This is a genomic window from Streptomyces corchorusii, from assembly GCF_001514055.1.
Lineage (GTDB): Bacteria > Actinomycetota > Actinomycetes > Streptomycetales > Streptomycetaceae > Streptomyces > Streptomyces olivaceoviridis.
Window position 1 is genome coordinate 48151 of sequence record NZ_KQ948377.1, and the last position, 14340, is coordinate 62490.

6 protein-coding genes are annotated in these 14340 nt (G+C 73.5%); 3 read left to right on the forward strand and 3 right to left on the reverse strand.

Going from position 1 to position 14340, the window contains the following annotated elements; translation table 11 throughout:
- Window positions 1–61 precede the first annotated feature (61 nt).
- The 3 genes from AQJ11_RS41770 to AQJ11_RS41780 form a co-directional block, all read right to left on the reverse strand.
- Window positions 62–1621 carry an alpha/beta hydrolase gene (locus AQJ11_RS41770; RefSeq protein ID WP_059266944.1) on the reverse strand — a complete coding sequence of 520 codons (1560 nt, stop codon included), beginning with the start codon at window positions 1619–1621 and terminating at the stop codon, window positions 62–64.
- A 149-nt stretch (window positions 1622–1770) separates the two neighbouring features.
- The gene (locus AQJ11_RS41775; protein ID WP_014674847.1) at window positions 1771–3315 is read right to left on the reverse strand and encodes an alpha/beta hydrolase; all 1545 of its coding nucleotides are present in this window, start codon (window positions 3313–3315) and stop codon (window positions 1771–1773) included.
- Between the two features lie 95 nt (window positions 3316–3410).
- The gene (locus tag AQJ11_RS41780; protein ID WP_059266945.1) at window positions 3411–6278 is read right to left on the reverse strand and encodes a lysylphosphatidylglycerol synthase domain-containing protein; all 2868 of its coding nucleotides are present in this window, start codon (window positions 6276–6278) and stop codon (window positions 3411–3413) included.
- Between the two features lie 186 nt (window positions 6279–6464).
- Between AQJ11_RS41780 and AQJ11_RS41785 the strand changes: the two genes are divergently transcribed.
- The 3 genes from AQJ11_RS41785 (at window position 6465) to AQJ11_RS41795 (ending at window position 14323) form a co-directional block, all read left to right on the forward strand.
- Window positions 6465–6872 carry an MGMT family protein gene (locus AQJ11_RS41785; RefSeq protein WP_059266946.1) on the forward strand — a complete coding sequence of 136 codons (408 nt, stop codon included), beginning with the start codon at window positions 6465–6467 and terminating at the stop codon, window positions 6870–6872.
- A gap of 257 nt (window positions 6873–7129) precedes the next feature.
- Entirely contained in the window at window positions 7130–10672 is a 3543-nt protein-coding gene (locus tag AQJ11_RS41790) for an ATP-dependent helicase (protein WP_107120963.1), read from the forward strand.
- 114 nt (window positions 10673–10786) lie between these two features.
- Window positions 10787–14323 (forward strand): ATP-dependent helicase, encoded by a 3537-nt coding sequence (locus AQJ11_RS41795; protein ID WP_059266948.1) that lies wholly within the window; start codon window positions 10787–10789, stop codon window positions 14321–14323.
- The last annotated feature ends 17 nt before the right edge of the window (window positions 14324–14340 follow it).

Genomic DNA, 14340 nt, shown 5'->3' on the forward strand with positions numbered 1-14340 from the left:
GTGACCCGGTGTGCGTGGCGGGGGCTTCGGGTGCGTACGGCGCCCGGAGCCCCCGTTCGCGTCAGGAGCAGACCTTGCCGTCCTTCGGCACCGTCCCGTTCAGCAGGTAGGCGTCCACCGTCGAGTCGACGCAGTCGCTCCCGTTGCCGTACGCCCCATGTCCCTCGCCCTTCCAGGTGAGTTCGACGCCCACGCCCCGGCCCAGTTCGTCGGCCATTCTGCGGGCGCCCTCGTACGGGGTGGCCGGGTCGCCGGTGTTGCCGACCAGCAGGATCGGCGCCGCGCCCGGTGCGCTGACCTCCGGGGTCTCGTACTGGCCCGGCACCGGCCAGTCGTGGCACCAGCCCGCCGTGTCCCAGCCGAGGAAGTCCCCGAACACCGGCGATATCCGCCGGAACTCCGCCAGTCGCCGCTTCGTCTCGGCGAGCGTGGGCCGCTGTTCGTCGTCCAGGCACGATATGACCCGCTGGGAGTGGGTCGTCGTGCCGTAGCGGCCCGAGGCGTCCCGGTCGTTGTACTCGTCGGCGAGCGCCAGCAGCCCCGAACCGTCGCCCCGCTGCGCCGACGTGAGGGCGTCGGTCAGCCGCGGCCACAGCGACTCGCTGTACAGCGGCAGGATGATCCCGGTGACCGCGAGCGTCTGGGTGAGCTTCCGGCCGGACGACGTCGGCAGCGGTTCGGCGTCGATCCGTGTCAGCAGGTCGGCCACCTTCCGGGAACCCTGTTCCGGGTCCTGGCCGGTGGACTTGAGGTAGTCGTCCAGGGCCCGCTGGAAGCCGCGTGCCTGGTTCTCGGCGTGGCCCACCGTGTCCGCGGTCGGGTCGACCACCGCGTCGAGGACCAGCCTGCCCACCCGCTTCGGGAACAGGTGGGCGTAGACACCGCCGAGTTCGGTGCCGTAGGAGATGCCGAAGTAGTGCAGCTTGTCGTCGCCGAGGACCTGGCGCATCAGGTCCATGTCGCGGGCGGTGTCGGTGGTGGACACATGGGCCAGCAGCGGGCCGGCGGCCTTCCGGCAGCCCTTGCCGAAGTCGGTGGCGTCCTGGAGGTAGGCCTTCTCCTCGGCCGGGGTGTCCGGTGTGGCGTCCAGGGACTCGGCGGCCTGGATCTCCCGGTCGCCGCGGCAGCGGACACCCCCGCTCGCGCCGACCCCTCGGGGATCCCAGCTCACCAGGTCGTAGCGCTTGTGGAGGGACGAGACGGAGGCCTCGAAGTACGGCATCGTCGACACGCCCGATCCGCCCGGGCCGCCGAAGTTGAACAGCAGCGAGCCGATGCGGTCACCCCCGGTCGCCCGCGCGCGGACGAGGGCGAGCCCGATCGTCCTGCCGTCCGGCCGGGACCAGTCCAGCGGCACCTTGAGCGTCGCGCACCGCCAGGCGTCGCCCGGCGGGGACGAGGTTCCGGTGGCCTCGCAGCGGTGCCAGCCGAGGCGCTGGGAGGTGAGGGAGGCCGGAAGGCCGGCCGGCGCCGACGCGGTCGTGGAGGGCGACACCGACGGGGGAGCCGAGCCCGTGCCCTTGCCCTCGTCCCTGCTCCCGCCCCCGTCGGACGAGCCCCCGCATCCGGCCAGCAGCAACCCCGCCGCCAGCGCGGCCGTCCACCGCAGGAATCGCATCATGCGCACCCCCCTGACAGGCCCGCCGCATCGTGCCGCGCCGGGCGTTCAGGCCATCGTAGGCGCCCCGGGCTCGGCCTGCGTGGGCCTGTGGATAACCCTCTGACCTGCGGTTTCGCCTACTTTGAGGTGCTGCTGTTGTCAGAGGTCCGTCAGGCGCAGACCGTGTTGGCCTTCGGCGGCCTGCCGTCCAGCAGGTAGCCGTTCACCGCGTTCTGCACGCACGTGTTCTTGCTGTCGTACGCGCCGTGCCCCTGGCCCTTGTACGTCAGCTCGATGCCGACTCCCTTGCCGAGCGCCTCCACCATCTTCCGCGCGCCCTCGTACGGGGTGGCCGGGTCGCCGGTGTTGCCGACGACGAGGATGGGCGCCGCACCCGGGGCGCTGACGTCGGGATGGTCGGCCGCGCCCGGCACCGCCCAGTCCGTGCAGCTGACCATGCCCCAGGCCAGGAAGTCGCCGAACAGCGGGGAGGCGGCGCGGAACTCGGGCAGCCTCCGCTGGACGTAGTCCGCGGTGTACCGGGGCTTCTCGTCGGAGCAGTTGATGGCGGTGTTCGCCGCGGTGAGGTTGCTGTACTCGCCGTTCTCGTTGCGGCCGTTCATCGAGTCGGAGAGCAGCATGAGGATCTTGCCGTCGCCGTCGTAGGCCTGCTCAAGACCCTCGGTGAGGTACTCCCAGAAGTCCTTCGAGTACAGGGACTGCGCGATGCCGTTGGTGGCGGCGGTCTGCGTCAGCTGACGCGGGAAGATGCCCGGGATCGGCTTCTTCTCCAGGTCGGCGAGGAGATGCGCGATGCGGTCCTTCACCTCCTGCTCGGTGCTGCCGATCGGGCACTCCTCGACCTTCGAGGTGCAGTCCCTGGCGAAGTTGTCGAGCGCGAGCTGGAACCCCCTGGCCTGTCCGAGCGCGCCCTCCTCCGGGGTCTGCGTGGGGTCCACGACCGCGTCCAGGACGGCCCGGCCGACGTGCTTGGGGAACAGGTGGGCGTAGACACCGCCGAGTTCGGTGCCGTAGGAGATGCCGAAGTAGTGCAGCTTGTCGTCGCCGAGGACCTGGCGCATCAGGTCCATGTCGCGGGCCGCGTCCGTGGTGCGCACATGCGGCAGGATCTTCCTGGAGTTCTTCTCACAGGCCGCGTTGAACTGCCTGGTGCGGTCCAGGAGCTGGACCTGCTCGGCACGGTCGTCCGGGGTCGCGTCCTGCTGGAAGTACTCGTCCAGCTGGGCGTCGCTCTCGCACTCCACCGGTGCGCTGCGGCCGACCCCCCGCGGGTCGAAGCTGACCAGGTCGTAGCGGGTGCGCAGGGCCGCGTAGTCCGCACCGAACGCGGGCAGCGTGGTCACACCGCTGCCGCCCGGGCCGCCGAAGTTGAACACGAGCGAGCCGATCCGCCTGCTCGCGGGCCCACTGGCCTGGGCGCGGATCAGGGCGATGCCGATCGTGTCGCCCTTCGGCCTGCTCCAGTCCAGCGGCGCCTGCATGGTCGCGCACTGCCACTCCCCGCCGTTGGGCAGCGGCGAGGGAGGACTGCCGCCGCCTTCCGCCTCGGAGGGGGCCGGGCAGGACTTCCAGTCCAGCTTCTGCGCCGTGAGATCCCCGTCCTTGCCGCCGTCGCCGCATCCGGCCAGTACAGCGGAGAGCAGCACAGCGGTGGTGGTCAGCGCGGCGGCGCGCAGCCGGAACGGGTTCGCCATACTCCCATCGTGGGGGCGTGCACGCCGGGGCGCGCGGGACGCGGGCCGGAAGAGGTACACACCGGCGAGGCCGGGACCGCACCGGGCAGGCCCGCTTACAGGGCTCCCTTGCGGGTGAGGTGGTTGAAGGCCAGCCAGCCCGGCAGCACCGGCAGCCACAGGGTCAGCAGCCGGAACAGCAGGACGGCCGGCGCGGCGACTTCCTTGGGCAGGCCCACGGCGATCAGGCCGACGGTGAGGGTCGCCTCGACCGCGCCCACGCCGCCAGGGGTGGGCGCGGCGGAGCCGAGCGCGTTGCCGGCGAGGAAGACGACGGCGACGCTGGCGATGCTCAGCGACACCGATCCGTCGCCGAAGGCCCGGATGGAGGCGTCCAGGCACATCACGAAGCAGGCGGTCAGCAGGAGCATCCCGCCGATGCCGGTGATGAGCTTCTGGGGCCGTTGCAGCACGTCGAGCATCCGCGGCACGACACCGGCGAACAGCGACCTCACGCGCGTGACGACGAATTTCCGCAGGAACGGCACCGAGGTGACCACGAGGACCAGGACGGCCACGGTCAGCAGACCCGCGATGACCGTGCGGGACGGCGACAGCGACGGTGTCTTCTCGGTGCCGGTCAGATAGCCGAAGGACAGCAGCATCAGGATGTGACAGCCGAGCCCGAACAGCTGCGAGGCGCCGACGCTCGCCACCGCGAGCCCCGGACGTACGCCGGCGCGCTGGAGGAAGCGCGTGTTGAGGGCCACACCGCCGACCGCGGCCGGCGCCACGATCTTCACGAACGACCCGGCGACCTGCGCCGCCACGGTCCGCGGGAACGGCACCCGCTCCGGTACGAAGCCCAGCAGGGCCATCGCGGCGGCGACGTAGCTCAGCGCGGAGAACAGCACCGCGGCGATCACCCAGCCCCACTGGGCCTGGGCGAACAGCGTGGCGAACTCGATGTGGGTGAGCTGCGTCAGCAGGTAGTACGCGCCGATCGCACCGGCGATGAAGCTGATCAGGGTGCGCGGCCGGACCCGTTCCAGGCGGGCCGGTTCCACGGGGGCCTGGGGTCTGATCCGCAGCACCTGGTGCCGGATCTGGGTGAGCAGATCCTCCTCGCGGGCCTCTTCGAGGGCTTCGTCGATGGCCCGCTTCTCCGCGCGCTGCTCGGCGCGGACCGCCTTCTTGTCGGGCTTGTCGAGCCCGGGAGGGGCCGTCTCGGACGCCTCCTCCGCACGGGCCAGCTTGGCCTGCCGGGAGGCTTCGAGCACCGCTTCCCGTTCGCGCTGGGCCCGCTCCCTGGCCAGTCGGCGCAGCGTCGCGCGCGTGGAGCGCGTCAGCGCGATCGGCTGGAGCATCGGCAGGCAGTCGGCGACCGCGTCCGGGCCGAGGACCTTGACTGCCGAGGTCACCGCCCGTTCGGCACCCACCCGCAGGCCGAGCGTGGTGACCAGCTGGGCGATGTCCATGCGCAGCAGCAGATCGCCGGCCGCGATCTCGCCACCGCGCAGTTCGGTGAGGATCACCCTGCCGGAACGATCCACCAGGATCGCGTCTCCGGCCAGCCTGCGGTGCGCGATGCGCCGGGACTGCAGGGCCCGTACCTGGTGCCAGGTGTTGCGCAGCAGCTCGTCGGTGATGTCCTCGTCGGCGAGCGAGTCCAGGGTGCGCCCGCCGGTGTGCTCGTAGACGAGCATGACCGCGTCCGGGCCGAGTTCGGAGGTGGCGATGAGCTTGGGCGCGTTGGCGCCCGCCGCGATCGCCGCGTACGCCAGCAGCGCCTCCTGCTCCAGTGCCTGGCGCAGCGACTGGAGGCTGGAGCGGGTGGCGAAGCCGCGCAGGGTGAGATTGCGCCAGGCGCGGTAGAAGAAGCCCTGGGCCTGCTGTTCCCGGTCGACGACCGTGACGTCCAGCGGCGGGCCGTCCTCCAGGGAGACGAAGTAGCGCCGGCCCCGGTCGCCGTTCTCCGTCTCCACCACCTCTTCGCGGGCCGCGCCGACGGGATGGAAGCCGACGTGCCTCAGGCCCGCCATCAGCGTGTGGCCGGTCGGGCGGACATTGGGGGAGCCGACCGCGTACAGGGTGCCGTAGGCGATGGTCCAGCCGATCAGCACGGTCAGGATGATCGAGAAGGGGGTCGTGTAGCCGGTGACCAGCATCGAGAACGCGTCGAGCAGCAGCACGATCCACAGCACCGCGCGCCATCTGGGTCTGCGGGACATGCCGACGGCCGTCATGTAGGCGATCACGGGCGCCAGATAGCCGTGCACCGGGTCGGTCAGGGCGTGGATGTCGCCCGGTGAGGGCTGGGTGAGTGCCTCCTGGATCGAGTCCGGGGCGGCTTGGGCGACCCATAGGTCGGTGGCGAGCGTCACTCCGTGCGCCAGGACGGCCGCGAGGACGCCGTCGGCGATGCGCAGCCCGTCCCGTTTGATCAGCCGTTCGATCGCGAACGCGACCGGCACCAGCAGGATCGCGATGCTGGACGCCAGCCCCGCGATCTTGATCAGCAGGTCCGGGGCCTGCCCGGTGCCCTTGTTGATGTCCTGTTCGAGGCCCGAGGTGGTGCCGTGCGCGAACGCGGCGATCGCGAGAAGCACCACGATGCCGAGCAGGCCGACCAGGAGCCGCATCAGGTCGGAGGGACGGTGCACGCGCGCGGGGAGCAGCGGTTCGTCGCGCTCCACCTGCTCGGCGTGGGGGTCGTCGCCGGCGCACGGACGGTGCTCCGAGGCCGTGCTCCCGGGGACGTGCGCCGCCTCGGGGGCGGGCGGCCCCCCGGCGGCGTCCGCTCCGCCGTCGCCACGCGCGCGCGTGCCGTCGTCCCTGCGCTGACCAGCTTCTTCCTGACTGTGCCGGCCGGTGTCTTCCTGCTGCGCGCCGGTGCCGCCGTCGTCCGCGCGAGCGGGGCCGGGGCGCGCGGAGGCGTCAGGGGTGCCCGCCGCTCCTTCGGGGTGCACGCCCTGCTCCTTCATGGTCTCTTCGTGGTCTCGTATCACCAGTCACCGCCCGCACGATGGTGGCATGCCCCACCGACACTCACGGGCATCAGGGTGCGGATGCGCGGGCGCACAGTCTGCCCCAAGGACCGCGCGGGGGCGAGAGGACCGTTCCCCACGGCCCCCGCCGGAACGTCGGTGGGGTGCGGCAGGATGGGGTGGATGAGCGAGCAGAGCCCTCCCGAAGACGCCCGCGCGGAGTACGCGGACGCGCTGCCGGGGTACGCGGACGCACTGCCGGAATACGCCGAGCGGGTGCTGGACGTCGCCGAGCGGATTCCGCCGGGCCGGGTCATGACCTATGGCGATGTCGCGGAGTGGCTGGAGGAGGGCGGGCCGCGCCAGGTCGGCCGGGTGATGGCCCTCTACGGCGGCGCGGTCCCGTGGTGGCGTGTCGTACGCGCCGACGGCGTGCTGCTGCCCGGACACGAGCTGCGCGCGCTCGCCCACTACCGCGCGGAGGGCACCCCGCTGAAGCAGGCGGGCAGCAGCACCGAGGGCCATCTGCCGCGGCTCGACATGCGTCGGGCCCGATGGGACGGCGGCGCGGGTGCGGAGGGTCACACCTGACAGCTTCCGCCATCGGATGTCGCCGCGGGGAGCCTGTGGCCCGTTCGAGGGACATGGGGGACGTCCGTGGCATGCCGTACGTTCATGAGATGTGGGACGCGCGTGAACCGAGCGCCGCGAGGGAAGAAGCGGAAGCCCTGCTTCCATCCGGAGCGGCGGCGTAGCGTCGGCAGCACGTGTCCCCCTCATCCCGCGGCCACCGCCTCGCGCGCGTGACCGCCTGCCCGCCAGCACGACCACCAGGACCGGCACATCACGTGAGCTCCTCTTCCTCCACCAGGCGCCCGCCGCACCCACCGGTGCGGCAGGGGAGCCGTGGCGCTTACCGACTGGTCCGTACCCCTCCGGCCGTCGTGGACCCCCCTCGTCTGGACGCGGCACAGCGTGCCGTGGTTGACCACCGGACCGGACCACTCCTCGTCCTCGCCGGCCCCGGCACCGGCAAGACCACCACGCTGGTCGAGTCCGTGGCCGACCGGATCGCCCGGGGCGGCGACCCCGAGCGCATCCTGGTGCTCACGTTCAGCCGCAAGGCCGCCGTCGACCTGCGTGACCGCATGGCCCTGCGCATGGGCGCCGCCCGCGCCCCCAGGGCGACCACATTCCATTCGTACTGCTACGCGCTGGTCCGCGCCCACCAGGACAGCGGCCGGTTCACCGAGCCGCTGCGCCTGCTCTCCGGCCCGGAGCAGGACGTCACCGTCCGGGAGCTGCTCGCCGGCCAGCCGGAGCTGGAGCGGCTCGGCCTGACCCACGTGCGCTGGCCGGACGAACTGCGCGCCTGCCTGACCACGCGTGGCTTCGCCGACGAGGTCCGTGCCGTCCTCGCCCGCAGCCGGGAGCTGGGCCTCGGTCCGGAGGCCCTGGACGCCTTCGCCCGCCGCATCGGCCGCCCCGACTGGCGGGCGGCGGCCGCGTTCCTCGCCGAGTACCTCGACACCCTCGACCTCCAGGGCGTGCTGGACTACGCGGAACTGGTCCACCGCGCGGTCCTGTTCGCCCGCCGCCCGGAGACCGCGGCAGGGCTGGCGGCCCAGTACGACGCCGTGTACGTCGACGAGTACCAGGACACCGACCCCGCCCAGGTCCGGCTGCTGCACGCCCTGGCGGGCGGCGGGCGCACCCTGGTCGCCTTCGGCGACCCCGACCAGTCGATCTACGCCTTCCGGGGTGCCGACGTGAACGGCATCCTCGACTTCCCGGCCGCCTTCCGGTGCGCGGACGGCCGCCCCGCCCCCGTCGCGGTACTGCGCACCTCGCGCCGCTCCGGCGCCGCCCTGCTGGCCGCGACCCGCCTGATCACCCAGCGCATGCCGCTGTCCCGGCTGCCCGCCGAGAAGGTCCGCGCCCACCGGGAGCCGGCCGCCGTACGGGACGGCGGCCGGGTCGAGGTCCACACGTACCCGACGCCCGGCGCGGAAGTGGACAACATCGCGGACATCCTGCGCCGCGCGCACCTGGAGGACGGCGTCCCCTGGAGCGACATGGCCGTCCTGGTACGCGCGGGCTCTCGCCTCCCGGCCCTCCGCCGGGCCCTCACCGCCGCCGGCGTCCCCCTGGACATCGACGGTGACGAGCTGCCCCTGCGGCACGAGCCCGCGGTCGCACCGCTGCTCACGGCCCTCCGCGCGGTGGCCACGGCGGAGGCACGGAACCGCGACGAGGAGTCGGCCGGGGATCCGGAGAAGCGCGAACCGGCTGGTGAAGGAGCCGGCGGGGCGCCCAGCCATGCCGCCGGGGTACGCACTGAAGTGGGCGGGGTACGCACCGAAGCCGCCGCGGCAGGTACGGAGGCCGCCGAGGCACGCACGGAAGCCGCCGAGGCAGGTACGGAAGCCGGCGAGGAAGCCACCGAAGCTGCCGGCGGCCCCGCCCATGCCGCTGAAGAAGGCGCCGAAGCCCCCGCGGAACCGGCTCCGGACGCCTCCTGGCTGGACACCGAGACCGCTCTCACCCTGCTCACCTCGCCGCTCGCCGGGATGGACGCCGCCGACCTGCGCCGCCTCGGGCGTGCCCTGCGCGAGGAGGAACGGGCCGCCGGGAACCCCCTGCCGCCCCCGTCCGACGTACTCCTCGCGCGGGCGCTCGCCGAGCCCGAGCGCCTGGCCGTGCACGACCCGGCGTACGCGCGCGGGGCGCAGCGTCTCGGCGCGCTGCTCCGCAAGGCACGTGAGCGCCTCGCCGGCGGCGGTACGGCCGAGGAGGCGCTGTGGGACCTGTGGCAGGGCACACCGTGGCCCGGGCGCCTGGAGCGGGCCGCCCGGCGCGGTGGCGCGGCCGGCCGGAACGCCGACCGGGACTTGGACGCCGTGTGCGCGCTGTTCGCCACCGCCGCGCGCGCGGAGGAGCGCTTCGGAGGCCGCGGCGCGCTGAACTTCCTGGAGCAGATCGAGGCCGAGGACATAGCCGCCGACACGCTCGCCCGCCGCGCGGTACGCCCGGACGCCGTCCGCGTCATGACCGCGCACCGCGCCAAGGGCCTGGAGTGGCGGCTGGTCGTCGTCGCCGGCGTCCAGGAGGGACTCTGGCCCGACCTGCGGCGCCGCGGCTCGCTGCTGGAGGCCGACCGCATCGGCCGCGACGGACTCGCCGAGCCGCTCACCCCGGGCGCGCTGCTCGCCGAGGAGCGCCGTCTGTTCTACGTCGCCGCCACGCGCGCGCGTGACCGCCTCGTCGTCACCGCGGTGAAGGCACCGGCCGACGACGGCGACCAGCCGTCCCGGTTCCTCACCGAACTGGGCGTCGAGCCGAGGGACGTCACCGGGCGCCCGCGCCGGCCGCTGTCCGTCGCCGCGCTCGTCGCCGAACTGCGCGCGACCACGGTCGACCCGCGCGCGTCGGCCGTGCTGCGGGAGGCCGCCGCCCGCCGGCTCGCCCGGCTCGCCGCGCTCGCCGACGAGGACGGCCGCCCGCTGGCCCCGTCCGCACACCCCTACCGCTGGTGGGGCATGTTCGATCCGACCGAGAGCAAGGTGCCGCTGCGCCACAAGGACCAGCCCGTGGTGCTCTCCGGCAGCGCCCTCGACCAGCTCGCCAACACCTGCGCGTTGCAGTGGTTCCTGGGCCGCGAGGTGAAGGCGGACGCCCCCGCCACCACCGCGCAGGGCTTCGGCAACGTCGTCCACGTCCTCGCCGACGAGGTCGCCTCCGGCCGCACCCCCGCCGACCTCGACGTCCTCATGGAACGCCTGGACTCCGTGTGGAACGCGCTGGCCTTCGACGCGCCGTGGAAGTCGCGGCAGGAGAAGGACAACGCGCGCGTGGCGCTCGAACGCTTCCTGAACTGGCACGTGCTGGCCCGCGCGGGCCGGACCCCGGTGGCGAGCGAGCACGACTTCGACGTCACCCTCGAAGCGGGCGACTACCAGGTCCGCATCCGCGGCCAGATGGACCGCGTGGAGACGGACGCCGAGGGCCGCGCCTACGTGGTCGACTTCAAGACCGGCAAGCAGGCGCCCACCGCGGGCGAGGTGGAGCGCCACCCCCAGCTCGCCGTCTACCAGCTCGCCGTCCGCGAAGGCGCCGTCGACACGGCCTTCGACGGCGTACGCCCCGAGCCGGGCGGCGCGGAGCTGGTCCACCTCAGACAGGGCGCCGCCAAGCGGGACGGGGGCGACAGCCTGCCCAAGGTGCAGACCCAGGAGCCGCCCACGGGGGAGTGGGTCGGCGAGCTGCTGGCCACCGCCGCAGGAAAGGTCCTCGACGAGCGGTTCACGCCGAGCGCCGGCCAGCACTGCGCGCACTGCGCGTTCCGGGCGTCGTGCAGCGCGCGCCCGGAGGGACGGCACGTGGTCGAGTGACGTGACCCGCGACATGGGTGACGTACGGCACCACAGGGGCTGACCTGCGCTTCTTCCGCCCCGGCCGACCGACCCGGTCTCGATTGTCAGTCCCCGCCGCTAGCCTCTTTCGACATGCCCGCCCGTATCACCGACCCCGAGCAGCTCAAGGAGCTCCTCGGCATCCCGTTCACCCCGGAGCAGACGGCCTGCATCATCGCGCCGCCCGCCCCGCAGGTGATCGTGGCCGGTGCCGGGTCGGGCAAGACTACCGTGATGGCGGCCCGCGTGGTCTGGCTGGTCGGCACCGGGCAGGTGGCCCCCGAACAGGTCCTCGGCCTGACCTTCACCAACAAGGCCGCCGGTGAGCTGGCCGAACGCGTCCGCAAGGCCCTGATCAAGGCCGGCGTCACCGACCCCGATGTCATTGACCCCGACAACCCTCCGGGCGAGCCGGTCATCTCGACGTACCACTCCTTCGCCGGCCGCCTGCTCACCGACCACGGCCTGCGGCTCGGCCTGGAGCCCAGCTCGCGCCTCCTGGCCGACGCCACCCGCTACCAGCTCGCCGCGCGCGTGCTGCGCGAGGCCCCGGGCCCGTACCCGGCACTGACCCGCTCCTTCGCCGACCTCGTCAGCGACCTGCTCGCGCTCGACTCCGAACTCGCCGAACACCTCGTCGACCCCGAGGAACTGCGCGCCTGGGACACGGGCCTGCTGCGCACCCTGGAAGGGGCCAAGCTCACCAACGCCGACCTGCGCAAGGTCCCGGAGACCGCAGCGGCCCGCCGGGAACTCGCCGAGCTCGTCCAGCGCTACCGGGCCGCCAAGCGCGCGCGGGACCTGCTCGACTTCGGCGACCAGATCGCCCTGTCGGCCCGCCTCGCCCGCATCCCCGAGGTGGGCCGCCTGCTGCGCGAGGAGTTCCGCGTGGTGCTCCTGGACGAGTACCAGGACACCTCCGTGGCCCAGCGCGTCCTGCTCGCCGGCCTGTTCGGCGGCGGCACCGGTCACCCGGTGACCGCCGTCGGCGACCCCTGCCAGGCCATCTACGGCTGGCGCGGCGCCTCCGTCGCCAACCTGGACGACTTCCCCGACCACTTCGCGCACGCCGACGGCAGGCCCGCCACCCGGCAGGCGCTCAGCGAGAACCGCCGCAGCGGCGGGCGCCTGCTCGACCTCGCCAACGGCCTCGCCGCCCCCCTGCGCGCCCTGCACGCGGGCGTGGAGGCACTCCGCCCGGCCCCGGGCGCCGAGTACGACGGCACGGTCCGCTGCGCCCTGCTGCCCACCCACGCCGAGGAGATCGACTGGATCGCCGACTCCCTCGCCCACCTCGTGCGCACCGGCACCCCGCCCGGCGAGATCGCCGTACTGTGCCGGACCGCGACCGACTTCGCCGAGATCCAGGGCGCCCTCGTCGCCCGCGACATCCCCGTCGAGGTCGTCGGCCTCTCCGGCCTGCTCCACCTGCCGGAGATCGCCGACCTCGTCGCCGTCTGCGAGGTCCTCCAGGACCCCGGCGCCAACGCCGCCCTGGTGCGCCTGCTGACCGGACCGCGCTGGCGCATCGGCCCCCGCGACCTCGCCCTGCTGGGCCGCCGCGCCCGGCTGCTGGTCGCCCACGCGCGCGTGGACGGCACCGACGACCCGGACCGCCGGCTCGCGAAGGCCGTGGAAGGCGTCGACCCGTCCGAGGTGATCTCGCTCGCGGACGCCCTGGACACCTTCCTGGAAGCGCCCACGGAGGAGGGCGACGACGCCGGGCTGCCGTTCTCCCCGGACGCGCGCGTGCGCTTCGCCCGGCTCGCCGCCGAGCTGCGCGACCTGCGCCGCTCGCTGTCCGACCCGCTGATGGACGTCCTGCACCGCGTCCTCGCCGTCACCGGCCTGGAGGTGGAGCTGTCGGCGTCCCCGCACGCGCTCGCCGCCCGCCGCCGCGAGACCCTGTCCAACTTCCTGGACATCGCCGCCTCCTTCGCCGCGAGCGACAGCGAGGCCACCCTGCTGGCCTTCCTCGGCTTCCTGCGCACCGCCGCCCAGTACGAGAAGGGCCTCGACAACGCCCTGCCCGGCGGCGAGAACACCGTCAAGGTGCTCACCGCGCACAAGTCCAAGGGCCTGGAGTGGGACGTCGTGGCCGTCCCCGGACTCGTGACCGGCACGTTCCCCAGCGCCCAGGGCCGCGAGAAGTGGACCGCGCAGGCCAAGGTGCTGCCGCACGCCCTGCGCGGCGACACCGACACCCTGCCCGACGTGCACTCCTGGGACTCGCGCGGCATGAAGGCCTTCCACGAGGCCATGAAGGAGCACCAGCACACCGAGGAGCTCCGACTCGGCTACGTCACCTTCACCCGGCCGCGCTCACTCCTGCTCGGCTCCGGCCACTGGTGGGGGCCCAGCCAGAAGAAGCCGCGCGGCCCGTCGGACTTCCTCACGGCCCTGTACGACCACTGCGCCGCCGGGTACGGCGAGATCGAGGTGTGGGCGGACCCGCCCGCCGAGGACGAGAAGAACCCGGCCCTGCACGCGGCCACCGCCGACCAGGTGTGGCCGCTCCCGCTGGACGACGCCGCCCTGGCCCGTCGCCGCGCCGCCGCGGAGACCGTCTTCGCCCACCTGGACGCCCTCGCCGCCAAGCCTGCCGACGGGCGCCGGCCGGCCCTGCACGACCCCGCCGGCGCCGAGGACCCGGACTGGCCCGCCCCCCCGGACGACGAACCGTATGACGCCGAGCCGTACGGCGACGACCCGTACGACGAGGAGCCGTACGCGGACCCGCCCCAGGAAGAGGATCTTCCGCACGACGATCCGTTCGGCGACGATCCCCTGTACGCCGAACCCCTCGACGACGACCCGTTCGACCAGGACGCCTGGGGTGCCGAACGGCCCACGGTCCCGCACCAGGCGCCCGCCCCGCAGGACGGCCCCCGTGCCGCCGAACCGCGGCTCACCGCCGCCCTCACCCCGGAGGAGGCCCGCACCATCGCCTCCTGGGACCGTGACCTGGACGCGCTCACCGGAGAGCTGCTGCGCGCCCGGCAGACCGTCACCGAGGTCCCCCTGCCCACCACGCTCACCGCCACCCAGCTGCTGCGGCTCGCCGAGGACCCGGACGGGCTCGCACAGGAACTCGCGCGCCCCATGCCGCGCCCCCCGCAACCGGCCGCACGCCGGGGCACCCGGTTCCACGCCTGGGTGGAGACCCGCTTCGAGGAGCTGGCCCTGCCCCTGCTGGAACCGGACGAGCTGCCCGGCGGCGACGCCGAGATCGCCGACGAACGCGACCTGGAAGCCCTCAAGGACGCCTTCGAACGCACCGAGTACGCCCGGCGCACCCCGTACCGGGTCGAGGCCCCCTTCCAGCTCACCCTCGCCGGCCGTGTCGTCCGGGGCCGCATCGACGCCGTCTACCGGCACGGCGACGGCGACGGGGCGACGTACGAGATCGTCGACTGGAAGACCGGCCGCACCGGCACCGCCGACCCGCTCCAACTCGCCGTGTACCGGCTGGCCTGGGCCGAGCAGCAGGGCATACCGCCCGAGTCCGTCACCGCCACGTTCCTGTACGTACGCAGCGGCGAGGTCGTACGCCCCCAGGGCCTGCCGGACCGGGCCGCGCTGGAGCGGCTGCTCACGGGTGAGACGGAGGGCACACCCAAGGCGAGCTGAGTGTGACGAACCGCCCG

Excerpts from the sequence above, each read along its gene's own strand:
- AQJ11_RS41770 (WP_059266944.1), bottom strand. The coding sequence starts at position 1,621 with ATGATGCGATTCCTGCGGTGGACGGCCGCGCTGGCGGCGGGGTTGCTG.
- AQJ11_RS41775 (WP_014674847.1), bottom strand. The coding sequence starts at position 3,315 with ATGGCGAACCCGTTCCGGCTGCGCGCCGCCGCGCTGACCACCACCGCT.
- AQJ11_RS41785 (WP_059266946.1), top strand. The coding sequence starts at position 6,465 with ATGAGCGAGCAGAGCCCTCCCGAAGACGCCCGCGCGGAGTACGCGGAC.
- AQJ11_RS41795 (WP_059266948.1), top strand. The coding sequence starts at position 10,787 with ATGCCCGCCCGTATCACCGACCCCGAGCAGCTCAAGGAGCTCCTCGGC.
- AQJ11_RS41780 (WP_059266945.1), bottom strand. The coding sequence starts at position 6,278 with ATGAAGGAGCAGGGCGTGCACCCCGAAGGAGCGGCGGGCACCCCTGAC.